14 protein-coding genes and 1 pseudogene are annotated in these 15,829 nt (G+C 40.8%); 9 read left to right on the forward strand and 6 right to left on the reverse strand.

Annotated features, from left to right (window positions below):
- Positions 1-9: 9 nt before the first annotated feature.
- Together ERJ70_RS03550 and ERJ70_RS03555 are read left to right on the forward strand one after the other, a co-directional pair.
- Entirely contained in the window at positions 10-1,356 is a 1,347-nt protein-coding gene (locus tag ERJ70_RS03550) for a GntP family permease (protein ID WP_209369113.1), read from the forward strand.
- A 19-nt stretch (positions 1,357-1,375) separates the two neighbouring features.
- Complete coding sequence (locus ERJ70_RS03555; protein WP_209367201.1) at positions 1,376-2,836, forward strand: CoA-acylating methylmalonate-semialdehyde dehydrogenase; 1,461 nt, start codon at positions 1,376-1,378, stop codon at positions 2,834-2,836.
- A 339-nt stretch (positions 2,837-3,175) separates the two neighbouring features.
- Here ERJ70_RS03555 and rpoN read toward each other — a convergent pair whose 3' ends face one another.
- A complete protein-coding gene (gene rpoN, locus ERJ70_RS03560; protein ID WP_209367202.1) occupies positions 3,176-4,483 on the reverse strand; it encodes an RNA polymerase factor sigma-54 in 1,308 nt (435 codons plus the stop codon).
- Positions 4,484-4,607: 124 nt separating this feature from the next.
- On the opposite strand from rpoN, the pseudogene ERJ70_RS19965 reads away from it, so the two are divergent.
- The 3 genes and pseudogenes from ERJ70_RS19965 to ERJ70_RS03575 form a co-directional block, all read left to right on the forward strand.
- Positions 4,608-4,754, forward strand: a pseudogene (locus tag ERJ70_RS19965) (DUF2179 domain-containing protein); the annotation flags it as partial.
- Positions 4,755-4,893: 139 nt separating this feature from the next.
- Entirely contained in the window at positions 4,894-5,451 is a 558-nt protein-coding gene (locus tag ERJ70_RS03570) for a GNAT family N-acetyltransferase (RefSeq protein WP_209367203.1), read from the forward strand.
- Positions 5,452-5,458: 7 nt separating this feature from the next.
- Entirely contained in the window at positions 5,459-5,872 is a 414-nt protein-coding gene (locus ERJ70_RS03575; protein ID WP_209367204.1) for a hypothetical protein, read from the forward strand.
- 82 nt (positions 5,873-5,954) lie between these two features.
- On the opposite strand, the gene ERJ70_RS03580 is transcribed toward ERJ70_RS03575, so the two are convergent.
- Entirely contained in the window at positions 5,955-6,692 is a 738-nt protein-coding gene (locus ERJ70_RS03580) for a DsbA family oxidoreductase (protein WP_209367205.1), read from the reverse strand.
- A gap of 170 nt (positions 6,693-6,862) precedes the next feature.
- On the opposite strand from ERJ70_RS03580, the gene ERJ70_RS03585 reads away from it, so the two are divergent.
- Positions 6,863-7,156, forward strand: coding sequence for a hypothetical protein (locus tag ERJ70_RS03585; RefSeq protein ID WP_209367206.1), 294 nt, complete (start codon positions 6,863-6,865; stop codon positions 7,154-7,156).
- Between the two features lie 155 nt (positions 7,157-7,311).
- Here the strand turns inward: ERJ70_RS03585 and ERJ70_RS03590 are convergent, their stop codons facing one another.
- The 4 genes from ERJ70_RS03590 to ERJ70_RS03605 all read right to left on the reverse strand — a co-directional run bounded on the left by ERJ70_RS03590 (position 7,312) and on the right by ERJ70_RS03605 (position 11,898).
- Positions 7,312-8,082, reverse strand: a complete 771-nt coding sequence (locus ERJ70_RS03590; RefSeq protein WP_209367207.1) for a BglII/BstYI family type II restriction endonuclease — start codon at positions 8,080-8,082, stop codon at positions 7,312-7,314.
- 425 nt (positions 8,083-8,507) lie between these two features.
- Positions 8,508-9,893 carry a Sau3AI family type II restriction endonuclease gene (locus ERJ70_RS03595; protein ID WP_209367208.1) on the reverse strand — a complete coding sequence of 462 codons (1,386 nt, stop codon included), beginning with the start codon at positions 9,891-9,893 and terminating at the stop codon, positions 8,508-8,510.
- Between the two features lie 86 nt (positions 9,894-9,979).
- Positions 9,980-11,236 carry a DNA (cytosine-5-)-methyltransferase gene (dcm, locus tag ERJ70_RS03600; RefSeq protein ID WP_209369115.1) on the reverse strand — a complete coding sequence of 419 codons (1,257 nt, stop codon included), beginning with the start codon at positions 11,234-11,236 and terminating at the stop codon, positions 9,980-9,982.
- 242 nt (positions 11,237-11,478) lie between these two features.
- A complete protein-coding gene (locus ERJ70_RS03605) occupies positions 11,479-11,898 on the reverse strand; it encodes a very short patch repair endonuclease (protein WP_209367209.1) in 420 nt (139 codons plus the stop codon).
- A gap of 339 nt (positions 11,899-12,237) precedes the next feature.
- On the opposite strand from ERJ70_RS03605, the gene ERJ70_RS03610 reads away from it, so the two are divergent.
- The 3 genes from ERJ70_RS03610 (at position 12,238) to ERJ70_RS03620 (ending at position 15,770) form a co-directional block, all read left to right on the forward strand.
- The gene (locus ERJ70_RS03610) at positions 12,238-13,185 is read left to right on the forward strand and encodes an aldo/keto reductase (protein ID WP_209367210.1); all 948 of its coding nucleotides are present in this window, start codon (positions 12,238-12,240) and stop codon (positions 13,183-13,185) included.
- A 1,467-nt stretch (positions 13,186-14,652) separates the two neighbouring features.
- Positions 14,653-15,015, forward strand: coding sequence for a UPF0158 family protein (locus ERJ70_RS03615; protein ID WP_245208108.1), 363 nt, complete (start codon positions 14,653-14,655; stop codon positions 15,013-15,015).
- Between the two features lie 239 nt (positions 15,016-15,254).
- Entirely contained in the window at positions 15,255-15,770 is a 516-nt protein-coding gene (locus ERJ70_RS03620; protein WP_209367213.1) for a pyridoxamine 5'-phosphate oxidase family protein, read from the forward strand.
- Positions 15,771-15,829 lie beyond the last annotated feature (59 nt).

Raw genomic sequence — 15,829 nt, forward strand, 5'->3', positions numbered from 1 at the left:
AGGGGTATGATGGAGTTTCTGGGGATAGTTGGGTTAATTCTCTCACTGGTTCTGTTGATTTACTTGACGATGAAGGGCATTAACATCATCATCGGAGCCATTTTAAGTTCGGTTCTTATCGCACTGACGGGAGGACTGAACTTAGAAACAGCCATGCTGGACAATTACATGACCGGTTTTACCGATTATTTTTCCTCATGGTTTTTAGTTTTCCTGCTTGGGGCGATTTTTGGAAAGGTGATGCAGGAAACGAAATCGGCAGAAAGCATTGCACAATGGATTAAAAAGACATTGGGGGAAAAAAGAGCAGTATTTGCGGTTGTAGCGGCGGCAGCGATCATGACTTATGGCGGCGTCAGCCTGTTCGTCGTTGGTTTTGCTGTCTATCCTATCGCCGTATCGCTTTTCCGAGCAGCGGACCTGCCGCACCGGTTCATCCCTGCGGCTTTGGTGTTTGGATCGATTTCTTTTACCATGACGGCGCCGGGTTCTCCCGAAATTCAAAACATCATTCCGACCGAACACTTCGGAACGTCACCGACGGCCGGCGGATTTATCGGATTGATTAGTGCGCTAATGGTCATGGTCGCCGGAGGGCTTTGGCTTGGCCGGATGGTGAAAAAGGCATCGGACAACGGAGAAAGGTTTTCGCTGCCTAACAGCACGCTTGCGGCAGAAGAAGAAACAGCAGCGGCTTTGCTAAAAGAGGAAGTGGAAGCCGGGCCAGAAAAGAAATCACTGCCGCATATTGTCATGGCTGTCCTGCCGCTGATCGTCGTTATTGGTTTGTTGAATATTTTGGGTCAATTCATGAATCCGACCGTGGCCTTGTTGATTGCATTGACGACAGGTATTTTCCTGACGTGTACAATGATGTATAAGTACTTGAATGAATTTTGGGGTTCTCTTTCGGAAGGGACACAAAATGCTTTGGTCGCTCTCGCCAATACGTGTGCGGTGGTCGGATTTGGGAGCGTGGCTGCTCAAGTAGCTGCCTTCGACAGTATCGTCGATGGGCTGGTTAACATGCCTGGGCCGCCGCTCATCGGGCTGGCGATTGGCGTCACCGTCGTTTGCGGCATAACAGGATCGGCTTCTGGCGGGCTTGGCATCGCGTTGCCAATCTTAGCGCCGATTTATATGACACAAGGACTGGATCCCGGTGCCATGCACAGAGTGTCGGCTTTAGCCTCCGGAGGGATTGATTCCCTGCCGCATAATGGCTATGTCGTCACGACAGTCCGCGCTATTTGCGGAGAGTCCCACAGGCGGGCTTACAAACCGATTTTCATGATCAGTGTGATTGTTCCATTGATCGTCATGTTCATTGCAGCGATCTTATTTTCGATTCTTTAATTAATGAGGAGGATGTACGATGACACAAGTAAAACAAAAGGTACTGAAGAATTATATTGGCGGCGAATGGGTGGAAGCCAAAACCGATCAGTCGGAAACAGTGTATAACCCGGCAACAGGCGAAGCGCTAGCGGAGGTCCCGATTTCATCGACAAAAGACGTGGATGACGCTGTCCGTGTGGCGGCTGAAGCATTTCAAACGTGGAAAGAAGTGCCTGTACCTAAGCGGGCTCGTATCCTGTTTAAATACCAACAGCTGCTCGTCGACCATTGGGATGAGCTTGCAGAGATCGTGACAAAAGAAAACGGAAAAAACCTGGCAGAAGCAAAAGGGGAAGTGCAGCGAGGCATAGAAAACGTAGAATTTGCAGCCGGGGCGCCTTCTTTAATGATGGGTGAGCAGCTCCCTTCCATTGCGACCGGGCTGGAATCAGGCGTTTACCGCTATCCGATTGGCGTCGTCGGCGGCATTACGCCATTCAACTTCCCAATGATGGTTCCTGCGTGGATGTTCCCGATGGCGATTGTCACGGGCAACACCTTTGTTCTTAAACCGTCCGAGCGCACGCCTTTGCTTGCCATCCGTTTAGCGGAACTGCTGGAAGAGGCCGGCTTGCCGAAAGGTGTCTTCAACATTGTTCACGGCGCGCATGATGTAGTCAACGGCTTGTTGGATCACAAAGATGTCGCGGCGATTTCCTTTGTCGGTTCTCAGCCGGTAGCCGAATATGTCTATAAGCGTGGAACAGAAAACCTTAAACGCGTGCAAGCATTAGCCGGCGCGAAAAACCATTCCATTGTATTGGGCGATGCCAACCTGGATAATGCGACGACTCAAATCATGAACGCAGCGTTCGGTTCCGCTGGAGAACGTTGTATGGCGGCATCCGTCGTTGCAGTCGAAGAGTCGGTTGCAGATAGTTTTATTGAACAGCTAGTAACAAAGGCGAATGAAATCAAAATCGGAAATGGACTCGATGAAGGAGTATTCCTCGGGCCGGTTATCCGGGATGCGCACAAGGAACGGACCTTGCAGTATATATCCAAGGGAGTAGAAGAAGGAGCGACACTCGTCCGTGACGGTCGAAATGATGAGGATGCACAAAGAGAAGGGTACTTTGTCGGCCCTACCATCTTTGATCATGTCACTTCGGAAATGAAAATATGGCAGGATGAAATTTTTGCACCGGTACTGTCAATTGTCCGGGTAAAAGATCTTGATGAAGCGATTGATCTTACCAATCAATCAAGGTTTGCTAATGGCGCTTGTATTTTCACTAAGAGCGGAGGAAGCGTCCGCCAATTCAGGGAAACGATTGATGCAGGTATGCTCGGTGTCAACATCGGCGTTCCGGCACCTATGGCCTTCTTCCCGTTCTCCGGCTGGAAGGATTCCTTCTACGGCGATCTCCATGCCAACGGAAAAGATGGCCTGGCGTTCTATACCCGTCAAAAAGTCGTCACTGCCCGCTGGGTATAATAAACACGCAAAAAGAGCTGTCAGCAATCTGGCAGCTCTTTTTGTGTCTGAATAAATGCTGTTTTTCTAGCAACTGCATGGTGAATATGACTGCTGCCACTATATCTGGATTATGATCATCTTTAGAGCTTAATTGATCCTCTTTTCCTGGCTTTTGATCTTCTTTTCTGGAAGAGTGATCTTCTTTGGAGTGGAAATGATCCTCATAGCCAGAATTTTGATCTTCTTTGGGTCAAAAATGATCTTCTTTTCTAGTTTCGTAGCAAAAAATTCTTCCCCTTCACAGAAAAAAGCACCATGCCGGAATCCGACAAGGTGCTTCCACATTTCTAAATCATCTTATTCACTTATTGGATACTGTTTTTTACTTTTTCGCCTGGTTGTGGACGGGATGTGAAGCTGTTCACGATATTTGGCGACGGTACGTCTCGACAGGAGGATGCCTTCCTTGTTTAAGAGGGCTGTTATTTTTTGATCAGACAACGGCTTAGTGGGATTTTCCTCTTGAATAATCGCTTTTATTTTTTGCTTAATGAAGTGGGCGGAAACCGCATTCCCATCCTGTAGCTGAATGCCGGAACTGAAAAAATACTTCAGCTCGAAAATGCCATGCGGTGTATGCACATACTTGTCTTTGGTAGCCCTGCTGACAGTGGATTCATGGACAACACACCGGCTGGCTATCTCTTTGATGGTCAGGGGGAGCAAAGGGCTCCCCGTTTTAAAAAACGCCTGCTGTTTTTCGATGATCGCCTGCATGATCTTTTGCAGGGTATGCCGGCGTTGGTCTATGCTTTTGGAAAGCCATAATGCTTTTTTATACTTTTCCATTACATACGATTTAACCTCTGTGTCTCCCGCTTGCAGGAGATCATTATAATCGTCGGAAATTCGTATCGTGGGCAACAGCCAGTCGTTAGTTTGCATGAATAACTGGCCCTGTTCCATTTTTACATATAAATCCGGCATAATGGCAGGGGTGTTAATTCGTTGGTCAAAGCTGGCGCCTGGTTTTGGGTTTAACGATTTTATAATTTCAACTAAGTCGATAACATCTTGTTCAGATAGTTGAAGCGCATCGGCAATGGCCGGCCAGTTCCTTTGTGCGACGTCTTCTAAATGGTCGGTTACGATTACTTTGGCGTTTGTTTCATTCGGAAAACGGCGATCCAACTGAAGTGCAAGACACTCGCCAAGGCTGGTGGCGGCTACACCTGCAGGCTCCAATCCTTGAACGAGGGCAAGCAAGTGTTGAAAAGCAGACAAAGAAACATCCAGTCGGCTTGCTGTCTCCACAGGATCCTCTCTAAAGTAACCGCTTTCATTCAGCGAAAAAATAATATAATGAACGACCTTTTCTTCCTCCGCTGATAAGGAATGGAGGGACAGCTGATCCAACAGATAATCTGACAACGTTTCTGAACGATCGTGCAAGAAATCCAGCGGGTTTTTGGCCTGTTCTTTATTGTGTTTTCCCGCAATTGCCATTTTCGGCGGTTCTAACTCAATCAGTGGATTTTCCAGGGCTTCCTTTTGGATGTATTCGGCCAAGTCCGCAGTCGAATAACGCAACACCGTGATCGCCTGTTTCATTTCAGGTGTCATGGCCACCTTTTGTTTTTGCTGTTGATAAAGTCCCAACTTCATGGAAAGACCCTCCAAAGGTAGACTTAATGGTGAAAGATTGATGATGGCTATTACAAAAATTATAGCACATTGCTTTCGTGAGGTGATAACGGTTTAAGGAAATTCATACTTGGAATGGCCATCGGGTGGTTATTCCCATGAAAAATTCATGGAGATCACCTGTGTCATCAACCGCCGAGAGGAAAGCAAGCATAATGAAATTGACATCACTGCCTTTGTCGAAGTATATGATATGGTAGAAGTGAAGGGCGTAAATTTCAATAAGAGTGATAAGCCATATGTAATGAAATTACCCTTTAAAAAGAAGTTAAAAGGTAATTTTCTTTTTATAAAGAATAGTAAAGTGGGTGGAGCTGTCCCGGCGTTTCATCTGGTACGGACAAAAAGATAAATCGGCGGAGTTGAATCGAATGATAGACTTTAGCAACAAACCAACGTTTACAGGAGAAAAAATCACCCTGAGACCGTTTCACGTTGAAGAGGACTTTTCCTATTTGGAAGAATGCTTGGAAGACCCGGAGGTTTTGAAACTGACGGGAAGTGATCCCGGTTTTGACCGGGAAGAGGTGCTGAAATGGTATCAAAGCCGGAACGAGCAATCCGACCGGCTGGACCTTGCCATTGTCGATAAAGAGCAAAATATCCTGGTCGGAGAAGTGGTGGTCAATTTATATGAGGGAACCGATCACAGCATGAACTTCAGGATTTTAATCGGTCCAAGAGGGAGGAACCGCGGATTTGGCACCGAAGCGACCCGGTTAATGGTCGACTATGTTTTCACCCATACCGATCTTAACCAGCTGACATTGAGTGTGTTTGCCTTTAATCCGAGAGCCAGGAAGGTTTATGAAAAAATCGGCTTTGTTTTTGACAGTGTCGACAAAGATGATTTGCAATTTGAAGGAGAATGGATTGATTCGATCAATATGAAATTGAGCAGGGAAGACTGGGAGAAGCAAAGGGAGTGACGGCAATATGAGAAAGCTCGTACCAGCCATTCTTCTTCTTGGAGTTGTGGCTGGCGTTTGGATTTTCCTGAGCAGAGAAGAGCCCGTTTCACTTGGCGAATTAATGGAGAATGATCAAGTAACGGAAATTTTTATCGAAGACGTATCGACTGACAAAACCGTTCGAATAAAAGATGAAAAACTAATCGATAAAATGGTGGAAGAAAGTTCTCCCATGATACTGAAAAAGACAGAGGATCCTCCTGAAGATATTCACTACTCACTAGTTTTCCATCGAAAAGATTATAAGCAAACCTCCATCCTTTTAGGAGAAAAGCACTTGGATATTTGGCATTTAGGTCAAGGAAAGGAAGGTGGTTATTTCGAAAATAAAGGGGATAATATCCTATTTGAATTGATAGAGCATGAACTTCTTGATTGAAGCGCGCCATAAACGAAGAAAATCAACTTCCAATTAGGAAGTTGATTACATTTTCACGGACAAAGTCAATATGACAACCAAATTATTTGTCCTCTTCTTCAAATGGAACGGCACAGCTGTCATCCGTACAAACAGCTCCGTTTCCACCATCGAGGGAAAGATCCTGGAACTTTGGTTTCGGATTCTCTTCTTGCCAAATCTTTTCAAGTGCCCCTTTAAAGGTTTCTAAAGGCTGGGCACCAGAAATGGAATATTTCTGACTCACCACAAAGAAAGGAACTCCAGTCGCTCCGATTTGCTGAGCCGTTCTCTCTTCGGTTCGCACTTCATCCGCGAATGCCGTTTCATCGTTTAGTACTTCCAGTGCCTTGTTTCTGTCTATTTCCGTGGATTCTGCGATATCCGCAAGGGTCTCTGTATCTCCGACGTTTTTCGAGTCGGTAAAGTAAGCGTGCAGCAAGTTTTCGGTAAGTTCTTTTTCCTTGCCCAGTGTCCGGGCGAATTTTGCCAAACGGTGCGCATCGAAGGTATTAGTCGGTTTCATGTCATCGTAATTATAGGTCAGCCCGATCTCAGCAGCCTGTTCAATGAGCCCTTTGTTCATTTCACGTACTTGCGCTTCGCTCGACTGGAATTTCGCAGCCAATGCTTCGTAAATGCTTTGATCGGTATATTTAGGAGCGGTTGGATCAAGTTCAAAGCTCCTATATTCCACCTCTACTTCATCTTTATGCGGAAATTGTTCAAGCGCCATCTCTAAGCGCCGCTTGCCAATATAGCAAAACGGACAGACAAAGTCGGACCACACTTCTATTTTCAAAAGAAACACCTCTGTTCGGTTAGTTTAACGTCATTGTAGCACAGGGACTGTAAAAAACTTGATTATCCTGCTCACGGGCCGCTCATTCTGAAATTTATTGCGAAAAAACGGAGTAGGCGCAATAAATTTTGGAAAAGCTAACAGGTAGAAAATACAGAGGGGGTCAACGAATGCCTATTCAAAATGATTATGAAATTCAGCAATTAGTGGAAGTGTCCCAGAGATTGGAACAGGCCGCCAACCAGGCGAAAAACAGAGCGGACCTGGAAGCGATTGAACAGCTTCAAAATCAACTCCATGAAATTCAGGGAAAAATCCAGGATGCACGGGGAAGAGCGATCAACGGAAGCGGAACATCAAGCGAGCCATTGTTTGAAGCCCAGCTACGCGTTGAAGAGACGCAGCATCAGATGGCGAGGGCGATGAGTAATTTGAGTGCTGTGGATGATGAGGTGCAGCCATAGTGAAGGGGCCAATTACTTATCTGAGTAATTGGCTTGTTTTTATAAAGCTCATTTAACTCCTCTAAAACTAAGTAAATCATGTCACTGTAAGGGCTATATTCAAGTTAAATATCCACCTATAAAAGGTATTTAATCTAATAACTTTATAGTGGACCCTATCTGATATCCACCCCTAATAACCAAATGGGTACTTTTAATATATTACTATATTTATCTATTATTTCCTCGGCCTTATAATAATTCACAGTACCATCACTAATTTCTTGATTCAATTCACCAGAAGCAGTTACATAAATTAACAAGTCCAAATCTACTAAGTTATCTAAATGTAAAACCTTTAATAAATCATAAGATAATAAGCCCCAATTACCGAATTGCACTTCCCCGATTATCGTGGGCTTATATTTAGGATGCGTGATGTCCTCCCCTTTTTGATTATTATTAAGAAGGTTTAGTCTATTTGCTATATCGGCCCATTCTTCTCGTTTAAGTAATTCATTATCCCAAACTTCCTGTCCGTTATATACAGCTCTTCTACCGAAACAATAGTTTCTGAAGTTAACTAAATTATGTTCTTCATCGTATAACGCAAAATCAAATCCCCCAGTTTTTGGAGAATCAAGTAGAGTTCCTTCTTTATATTCGACTTCGAATTTTATATCACTTATTCTACTTAAATTATTCTTAATTGATTTATTCAAAGAATCTGCCTTAATTCTTTTGAAAAACTTGTTATTTTTTTTAGTTACATAATACTTAATGTTTTCAACCTCTTTAGTTAAAGAGAGGCTTACTTGATTTTTTAAATCAGGAAAATTTGATAAAAAGAGTTCTGCGTTTCTATGGAATTTTTCATTGGATATAAAGAGTTTTCCATTTTTCCTAGACTTCCAATCATTAATTTTATTTGAAGGTATCTCAATCAAGTAAATTCTCCTTTAATGTTCCCAGCTATGTTTCACCTTTAATAGGTATTCACATAATAGATTATAGTGTTAAAAACAAAACAGCTATCCTTTATTTTAAATAATTGCTAAGTTATTATCAACTTTTCCAAAAAATATTGTAGAATATAAATAAAAGAATATATTAGAATTGGAGGGGTTAAGGTGAAGATTCACTGCAAAATCTGCAGAAAAATTTTCCGGGATACTGACAAAGTAATGTTAGATGAATTTAATACGATAACACATCTTTATTGCAATAAAGATGTGCGATTTCCTATAAAAGACTATGGACTTTATGGTGAATTGGTTGAGGATTATGAGATGTTTAAGGAAAAATATTAAATTTAGACTGAGTTTTTATAAGTACAGATAAAGGTTCTCTTAAAAGAGAGAGAACCTTGGATTCATAGCCTTTTAATAATATCTCCAATATATGCCCTATCCAACCAAAAAGCCTGTTTTGTTATATAGCGTCCATCTGGGAGTGGAACTTTATCTTTGCCGTCCCTAGCTTTGGGCCTTATATGGCATATTCCATTATGGCCTGGTTTGGGTAGGTTATTTTCTACAATTCTACGATTTTTTTGTTCGACAGGGTTTAGCTCTATACCTTTTATGATTTTATCTTGAACAGTTTTCCAAAATTCCTGCAAAGATTCATTGATGTCCTGAAATGGCATATTCCAAAGTGTGATACCGTTAAAGTAAAGTTGTCGAGTTGGGTTTTCAGCTTTTGTTTCTTTGTAATGAAACACTACAAATAAGAATTTTGTTTCCTCGAAGTAATTTTTCAACCAGCTGTTTTCCCAATCCTGAGTGGCCCAATCATAGAAATCAATGTTTCTGAAGGACATATGCTCTTTAGGTAAGCCGTCAGGTTCTAAACGAATAGTCTTGATTTCAATATTCGCTTTTGCAAATTCTTCAATTTGATTAAGCTTAGTTCCTCTTATTCCTAAAAGTTCACTAACGAAAGATTGTAAGAAATTTTTTGATTTGCTATTGATTCGCAAACCTTTTTCCTTCGCAATTTCTTCAAGCGTATTTCCGATATAGGGATTAAATCTTTCTGAAAGCAATTCAAACAAGGATTTTTTTCTTAACTCATCAGGTTTAGCAAAACGGACTAAATCCTCTTGTTTGATTTCTTTCCGAACCAATGCTGTCATATAGCTTTGTTTAAGGGAATAGGCTCTTTGCATTGCTTCAATATCGCTATATGGTTGAGATCTAAGCGAATTTTTATTGGCTCCTTTGGTACAGGCGGCCAAGTAATTTGTATCGGCTTCTGATAACTCGTGGGCCCGCCCTTCTTTAATTTTACCAACAATGATTTCCCAATCCTGTTTAATGATTTCCAGGTCTTCTTCGGGATATTGAAGTAAGTGGGCCTTAATCAACTTGTAATCTGCTCTATGCGATTTAGGAATCCACTCATAAAAAAGAATCAAAGGTTTTTTGTTTTTTTTCCAAAAACTAGACGTTTCAAATGTGGTCAATACTTCTTTTTGATAGTTGATTATGTTCAGTACTAATCTTTCCTTAGCCGACAAAGTGCCATTTTTATTCTTTTTAATAGGGGTGACTTTTAGTTCAATTTCCAAATTGGCAAAGTCTGCTTCGCTTTTAGAATTTATTTGATAATTGAAGAAGCTTTCCTCTATTATTTGACCGAGTTGCCCCTTTGCTTTTTTGTTTTTGATACGACCACTTTTGTCTATTTCCCCGAAGGTTTTCCCTTCTGCTTGTTTGGCTTTATATAATAATTCCTCTTCGGTTTTGTATAGCATTTATTCGGTGGATACTCCTCTCGAAAAATGATGTTTTGCTATATTTTAACATAAATAATATAAAAAGCTGATACTTTTGTATCAGCTTATACTGGCAATTCTATTTGTATTTCTTCCTGAGATGAATTTATGGACTCGATTTCTTCTATCCTTTTTCCCATGATTTCAATGAGTCCTACTACGAGAGCATTTCCCATACAAAAATATCTCATTCTGTCTGTCATGCCGGCAGTCCAATTGTCGCTAAAGCCATTCAACCTTTCGCACTCAATAGGGGTCAAGAATCTCTTTCTTCCATCGACATCGATGATATGCGTGCTTCGGTTTTTCGTGCCTTCACTGGTCAACATAGTCCTGCCCGGCTTGTCCAAATCATCTGTGGGAGACATGCCGCCTTCGGAAAAAGTATAAGTATGTCCATCAGCGGAAGTACGAGGAATCTTTTTGGGCCCTCTTAGATATTCGAATTTCTTTTCGTCTTCTGGAGTGAGATAGTATCTTTCTTCCACTTCATTTTCCGGGATTAAAATATTTTTCAACGGTGTAGCCGCCATTTCTACTGGTTCGACATGAGCTGTGTAGATTTCCCCATTTCGCATAATGCCGCCATTATGGAATTCGAGAGAAAAATTATCTGAAATTTCTACCCTATCAACTGCAATCTCACCATCATTCTCTCTGTTTTTATAGGGATTTTCTTTTACCGGAAATGGTTTGGCAAAAAAACCTTGTTTGAAAACAATTTCTTTCGGTTCTAGCTCTTGTTGTTCTAAATCAAAAGCAACCCCATTTTTATAAGCAAAGATGAACACGCGTCTTCTTCGTTGAGCGAATCCGTATTCAGCTGCGTTTATTACGCGCCATTCAACAGTGTAACCTAAATTTCTGAAGGTCCCCAGCATGACACCGAAGTCTCTTCCCCTTTGTTTAGAAGGGGACTTGAGTAACCGGTCCACGTTCTCTAAGAGAACATACTTGGGTTGTGTCTTTTCTATAACCCTTTCAATTTGCCAAAAGAGCACCCCTTTTTTTCCCTGAATCCCTTTCTCCCCTGAAAGGGATCTAGCGACCGAATAGTCTTGACAAGGAAAACCTCCAACAATTAAATCGGCTGTCAAACGTTGAAATTCTTCATCCGGGACTGTTGCAATATCTTTGTTAACATGTTCGCCATCTTGGAAATTTCTTGTATAACATTCAAAAGCCTCTTGAGCTTTTTTAGATGGTTCCCATTGATTTGCCCAACCAACCTTAAAAAGATTCCGATTAGCTCGCTCTAAGCCGACCCGAAACCCTCCGACACCTGCAAATAGTTCTATAACATTGAGAGTATCATTATTCATCGTCATGCGAACATCCTTTCGCCTTCTTTTTATCATTATAACGCATTTTGATAAAAAGATCAAGATCTTAGATGAAAAAAACAGTAAGTTTTTTGATATATCTAAGAATCCATTTTAACAAAAAAACTTGCTTCTTTCTATTGATATTTTTTCTTCCCTTTTTAAAAGCAATTGATGGGTGAAGTGTATGTCTGAACGTGACAAGCGGATGCCCAAGGTAACTATCGGGATGTGTTATTGCCTTAGTTTTCTAGTTTGCTCTCTTGTATAAAATGGAGTAATTTATTCATAGTACCCCAAAAGTCGTCTTTTATTTCATGCTCCCATATTCTTAAGATATTCCAATTCATATGGCGGTAATAAGCATTTACTCTTTTATCCCTAGCTTTGTTCATAGAAAATTTATTTTCCCAAAACTCCACATTACTCTTAGGAATTTTACCGTGAATAGGGCATGCATGCCAATAACATGAATCGATGAAAATAACAACTTTATACTTTTTAATGGAGATATCGGGAGTTCCGAAGAGAGATCGATCGTTTTTTCTGAATCTATACCCTTTATGCCATAAAGCTTTGCTTACTTTATTTTCGAGTTTGGAAGTGGCTTTGATTTTGCCCATCATTTCACTTCTTTTTTCTTTAGAAACAGTATCGACCATATGGAATCACTCCAAGTATAGTGAGTCTTTCAATTAATTTATCCTAAAATGATATAAAACAAACTCTATTGTTCCTATCATAAATGTAAATTATCGGATGGTTAATCCTTGATATGAGTAGAAGAGACTTAAGGACAATTAGTTGTTGAATAGCGATATATCTGTTCAAAGGATGCTGTGTTTGGACAATGTAAATTTCACTGAAAAAGGACTATCAGCACTAGTTGAAATAGTTAAAAGGCGCGGAATAAACAAATCTAGTATGCAAGAGTTTTCCCTTTTATCCCCATCCATTTAGTGGAATAATAACTATATATACTCTAAAAAGGTGGGAATTAAATGAAATCCGTAAAACTAAAAAACGAAACGTTACCTCCAATTGCTCTGGGTACATGGTCCTGGGGAAATGGAGTAAATGGCGGAGACACCGTTTTTGGCAACAATCTTTCTGATGAAGATTTGAAGCCTGTTTTTGATGCGGCCATGGATGCCGGCTTTAATCTATGGGACACTGCAGCAGTTTATGGAATGGGTGCCTCGGAAACCATTTTAGGAAACTTTATCAAGGATCGTGAAGATGTGTTGGTTTCCACCAAATTCACCCCTGGTGCCCATGAAGTAATGGAAGACACGTTGCAAGATAGTTTCGAGCGTCTGAGTGTGGATCATGCGGATATCTACTGGATTCACAATCCAAACGATGTCGAAAAGTGGACAGCGGAACTGATACCACTAATGAAAAACGGTAAGATTAAGCACGCAGGAGTCTCCAATCATAATTTGGAAGAAGTAAAAAAAGCTGCTTCGATTTTGGAAAAGGAAGGACTGGAGCTTTCCGCTGTGCAAAATCATTACAGCCTGCTTTACCGTGCTTCAGAAGACGCGGGGATTATCGACTGGTGCAACCAGCATGATGTTTTGTTCTTTTCCTACATGGTATTGGAGCAGGGGGCGCTGACAGGCAAGTACACTGCTCAGAACCCTTTTAAAGCAGATACGAGAAGAGGAAAAGCGTTCAGTCCCGAAGTACTTGAAAAATTAAAGCCACTGTTGGAGAAAATGAAGAACATAGCTGAGAAGCACCAGGTTGATACAGCGCAAATTGCCATGGCTTGGGCAATCGCGAAAGGAACGGTGCCGATCATCGGTGTAACAAAGTCCAGCCATGTCGATGGGGCTATTGCTGCAGCGGATGTAAAACTGTCCGATCAGGAAGTGAAGGATTTGGAAACAGCCGCTAAAGAAACCGGAGTGGAAGTCAAAGCCGAATGGGAACAGGAAATGTAATAGAGAACGATTATAAGAAGAGGATCTTTCGAAGTGTTTGTGGAAGGTCCTTTTTTTATTTTCTTCAGGACCAATTGTTGACGAAACGACAAACAAACGTACAAAGCCTGCCGGAGCAGAAATACTTAATTACGACGGAAAAACATTATTAGGAGATAGAGGTTTTGGTGGAAATGGTTTTGATCTATTTATAAGAAAACTAATATCCCGGTTGGAATCGAAGCAAAAAATCTAAGACAGTGGTTATAAGGTGACAGAAAAGAAACCTGGCAAGCTATTGCTTGAGCTTCGCATTAGATTGTTTGCCAGTTATTGTAGTTACAAAATTCTCATATGCTACTTATTATCGCTTATTTAAAGAAACAGGGATAACAGGTTTTCAAACACAATGCCAACACTTTTCCCCTCTGTTTTAAAGGTGTATCCTGATTTTCAAAAGCATTTTATGGATAAAAACACATTGGGATTTGCCGATATAAATTAGTTGATGAAGCTCCTTGTACCATTTATAAAATTCTTAGATGAAAATTTATACAAAAAAGATATTAATCCAACAACAAGAAAATATCATTCATTACTTGATGAAATAGGTATGGAGGAAAATGAAGCCCCTTTTGCAGATTGAATATTTTTCTGTTTAGGGTTCTTTTTTTTTAGGATTTAGGTGGCAATTATCCTAAATGCTTATGTACGTGGATTATTGTATAATTTGGGACAAAATGCTGAAAGGAGTTCTTTATGATGAATAACAAGACAAGAATCAGCTTAGGTATAGCTCTGTATTTTTTGCTTTGTATATTTGATTACATCTTAACAGACAAAATTGAATGGGAGTGGAATATCCTAGAGGCTGTAGTTGGAATTGTAATTGCATGGTTTGTAATCGAATTTTTGTCAAATAAGAAAAAGTAACGTTATGTTAGGTTTAAAGATATGATTTAATTACATTTAAACCATGCAATCGTAAGTTGTGTAGCTATCCCGACCATTTTAAATGCGACTCTTTCACAACCTTCCTTTAACGCCTGCTTTAGCCAATTTCTTAGCTGCATTCCAATATTCTCCATCATATAAATAACCGTAGATAGTAGAAATTACAGTAGAAGGTATGAATCCGTTTACCCAAGAACTCATTTCCCTCTGAACGCATTTTTGTTCTTCTAGTAGTATTGGTGGCAAAATGACTGCGGTTTGTGTATAGCAGTGATATAGGAACGTTGACTGGTTTTCAGTAGAGAGTAAGAATGTTGTGATACAGGCTTTTTCCGTTAGGATATGGAATTTGTCAAAGAGAAAAGGTATATTGAAACTGTACATAACGACTTACTAGAATCTGACGATGAGGAAAAAATAGAAACGAAAACGGAAAGAGGGTTTTGAATCCTTTCAGACATTGTGGAAGAAATGGAAATACAAACGAATGAGGGTCACTCCTACCTAAATATTGAAACAGGAGAACTTGTATATGTGTCAGACAGAGCGTTGAGAAGGGCGGAAGATGAGGAAGAATATGGTCATTTACCTGACTGGCAGCAAGATGAAATGAAAATTGCGGAAGACATGGTGGAGTCGGAAGACAAGTATGTTTCGGTTCCTGACCGGTTTGACTTTGATGAATACAGTATCATGGAAGATTTTTGTTACCGTCAACCTGAGAATACCCGGGACAAGTTGCTTTCCGTCATAAGAGGAAGGGGAGCGTTCCGTCGGTTTAAAGATACCATCATTGATTTAGACATTGAGGACCACTGGTTTGCATTCCGTGATCAGGCCTTCAAGCAAATCGCGAAAGAATTCTGTGAAGATAACAATATTGAATACATAGACTGAGTATCCCAAAGTTCTAACAACATAAACGTACATCAACTGTGAAAAACTTGGGTAGCTGACTTTCCTAAATCCGTACTTCTTACCTATTTTAACAGGAACGGCAAGGTGGCATCCTCCTCCATCCTTAAACGCCTGTGTATATGGTAAGAGTAGTTGTGTTTAAATCCGGGTAAAAATAAATAGAAGGATGAAAACCACAGCTCTCTTGATTTACTTAAAAGGAGAAGGAGGAAAGCGAAATGGCAGAACATGCATCAGAAAACCAAGAAACCATTAAGAAGATAAAAGACCTGATTAAGGATGAAAAGGTGGCGATGCTGACAACAGTTTCGCCGGATGGCAAACTGATGTCCCGACCAATGCAGACGCAAGAGGTTCAATTTGATGAAGAAGAGATTTGGTTCCTTACCGAAAAAGATACGGATAAATACCGCGACATCAGCCAAGATGGTGAAGTTAACCTGGCTTATGCAAACGGCTCTTACGTATCGATCAGTGGTACTGCTGAATTTGTCCAGGACGAGGAGAAGAAAAAAGACTTTTGGAATCCAATCGTCGGGAAAGTGTTAAACACCTCTGCCGAAGATCCCAACGTTGTCCTGGTTAAAGTTACACCTCATATTGCTGAGTATTGGGAGTCTGGAAAAAGTATGAAGACGGTAAAGGAATTTGTGAAAAAGATGACCAACAAAGATTCCATGGAAGAAGGCAATGATTTGAAAGAAACCATACACTTTGAGGATAATACGCGATAGTAGATAAAAGCCATGGGTTATTCCTGTGGCTTTTTTAAAATGGTTTTGTAGAAAAAAAC

Origin of the sequence: Sediminibacillus dalangtanensis, assembly GCF_017792025.1 — a bacterium.
Classification (GTDB): Bacteria; Bacillota; Bacilli; order Bacillales; family Amphibacillaceae; genus Sediminibacillus; species Sediminibacillus dalangtanensis.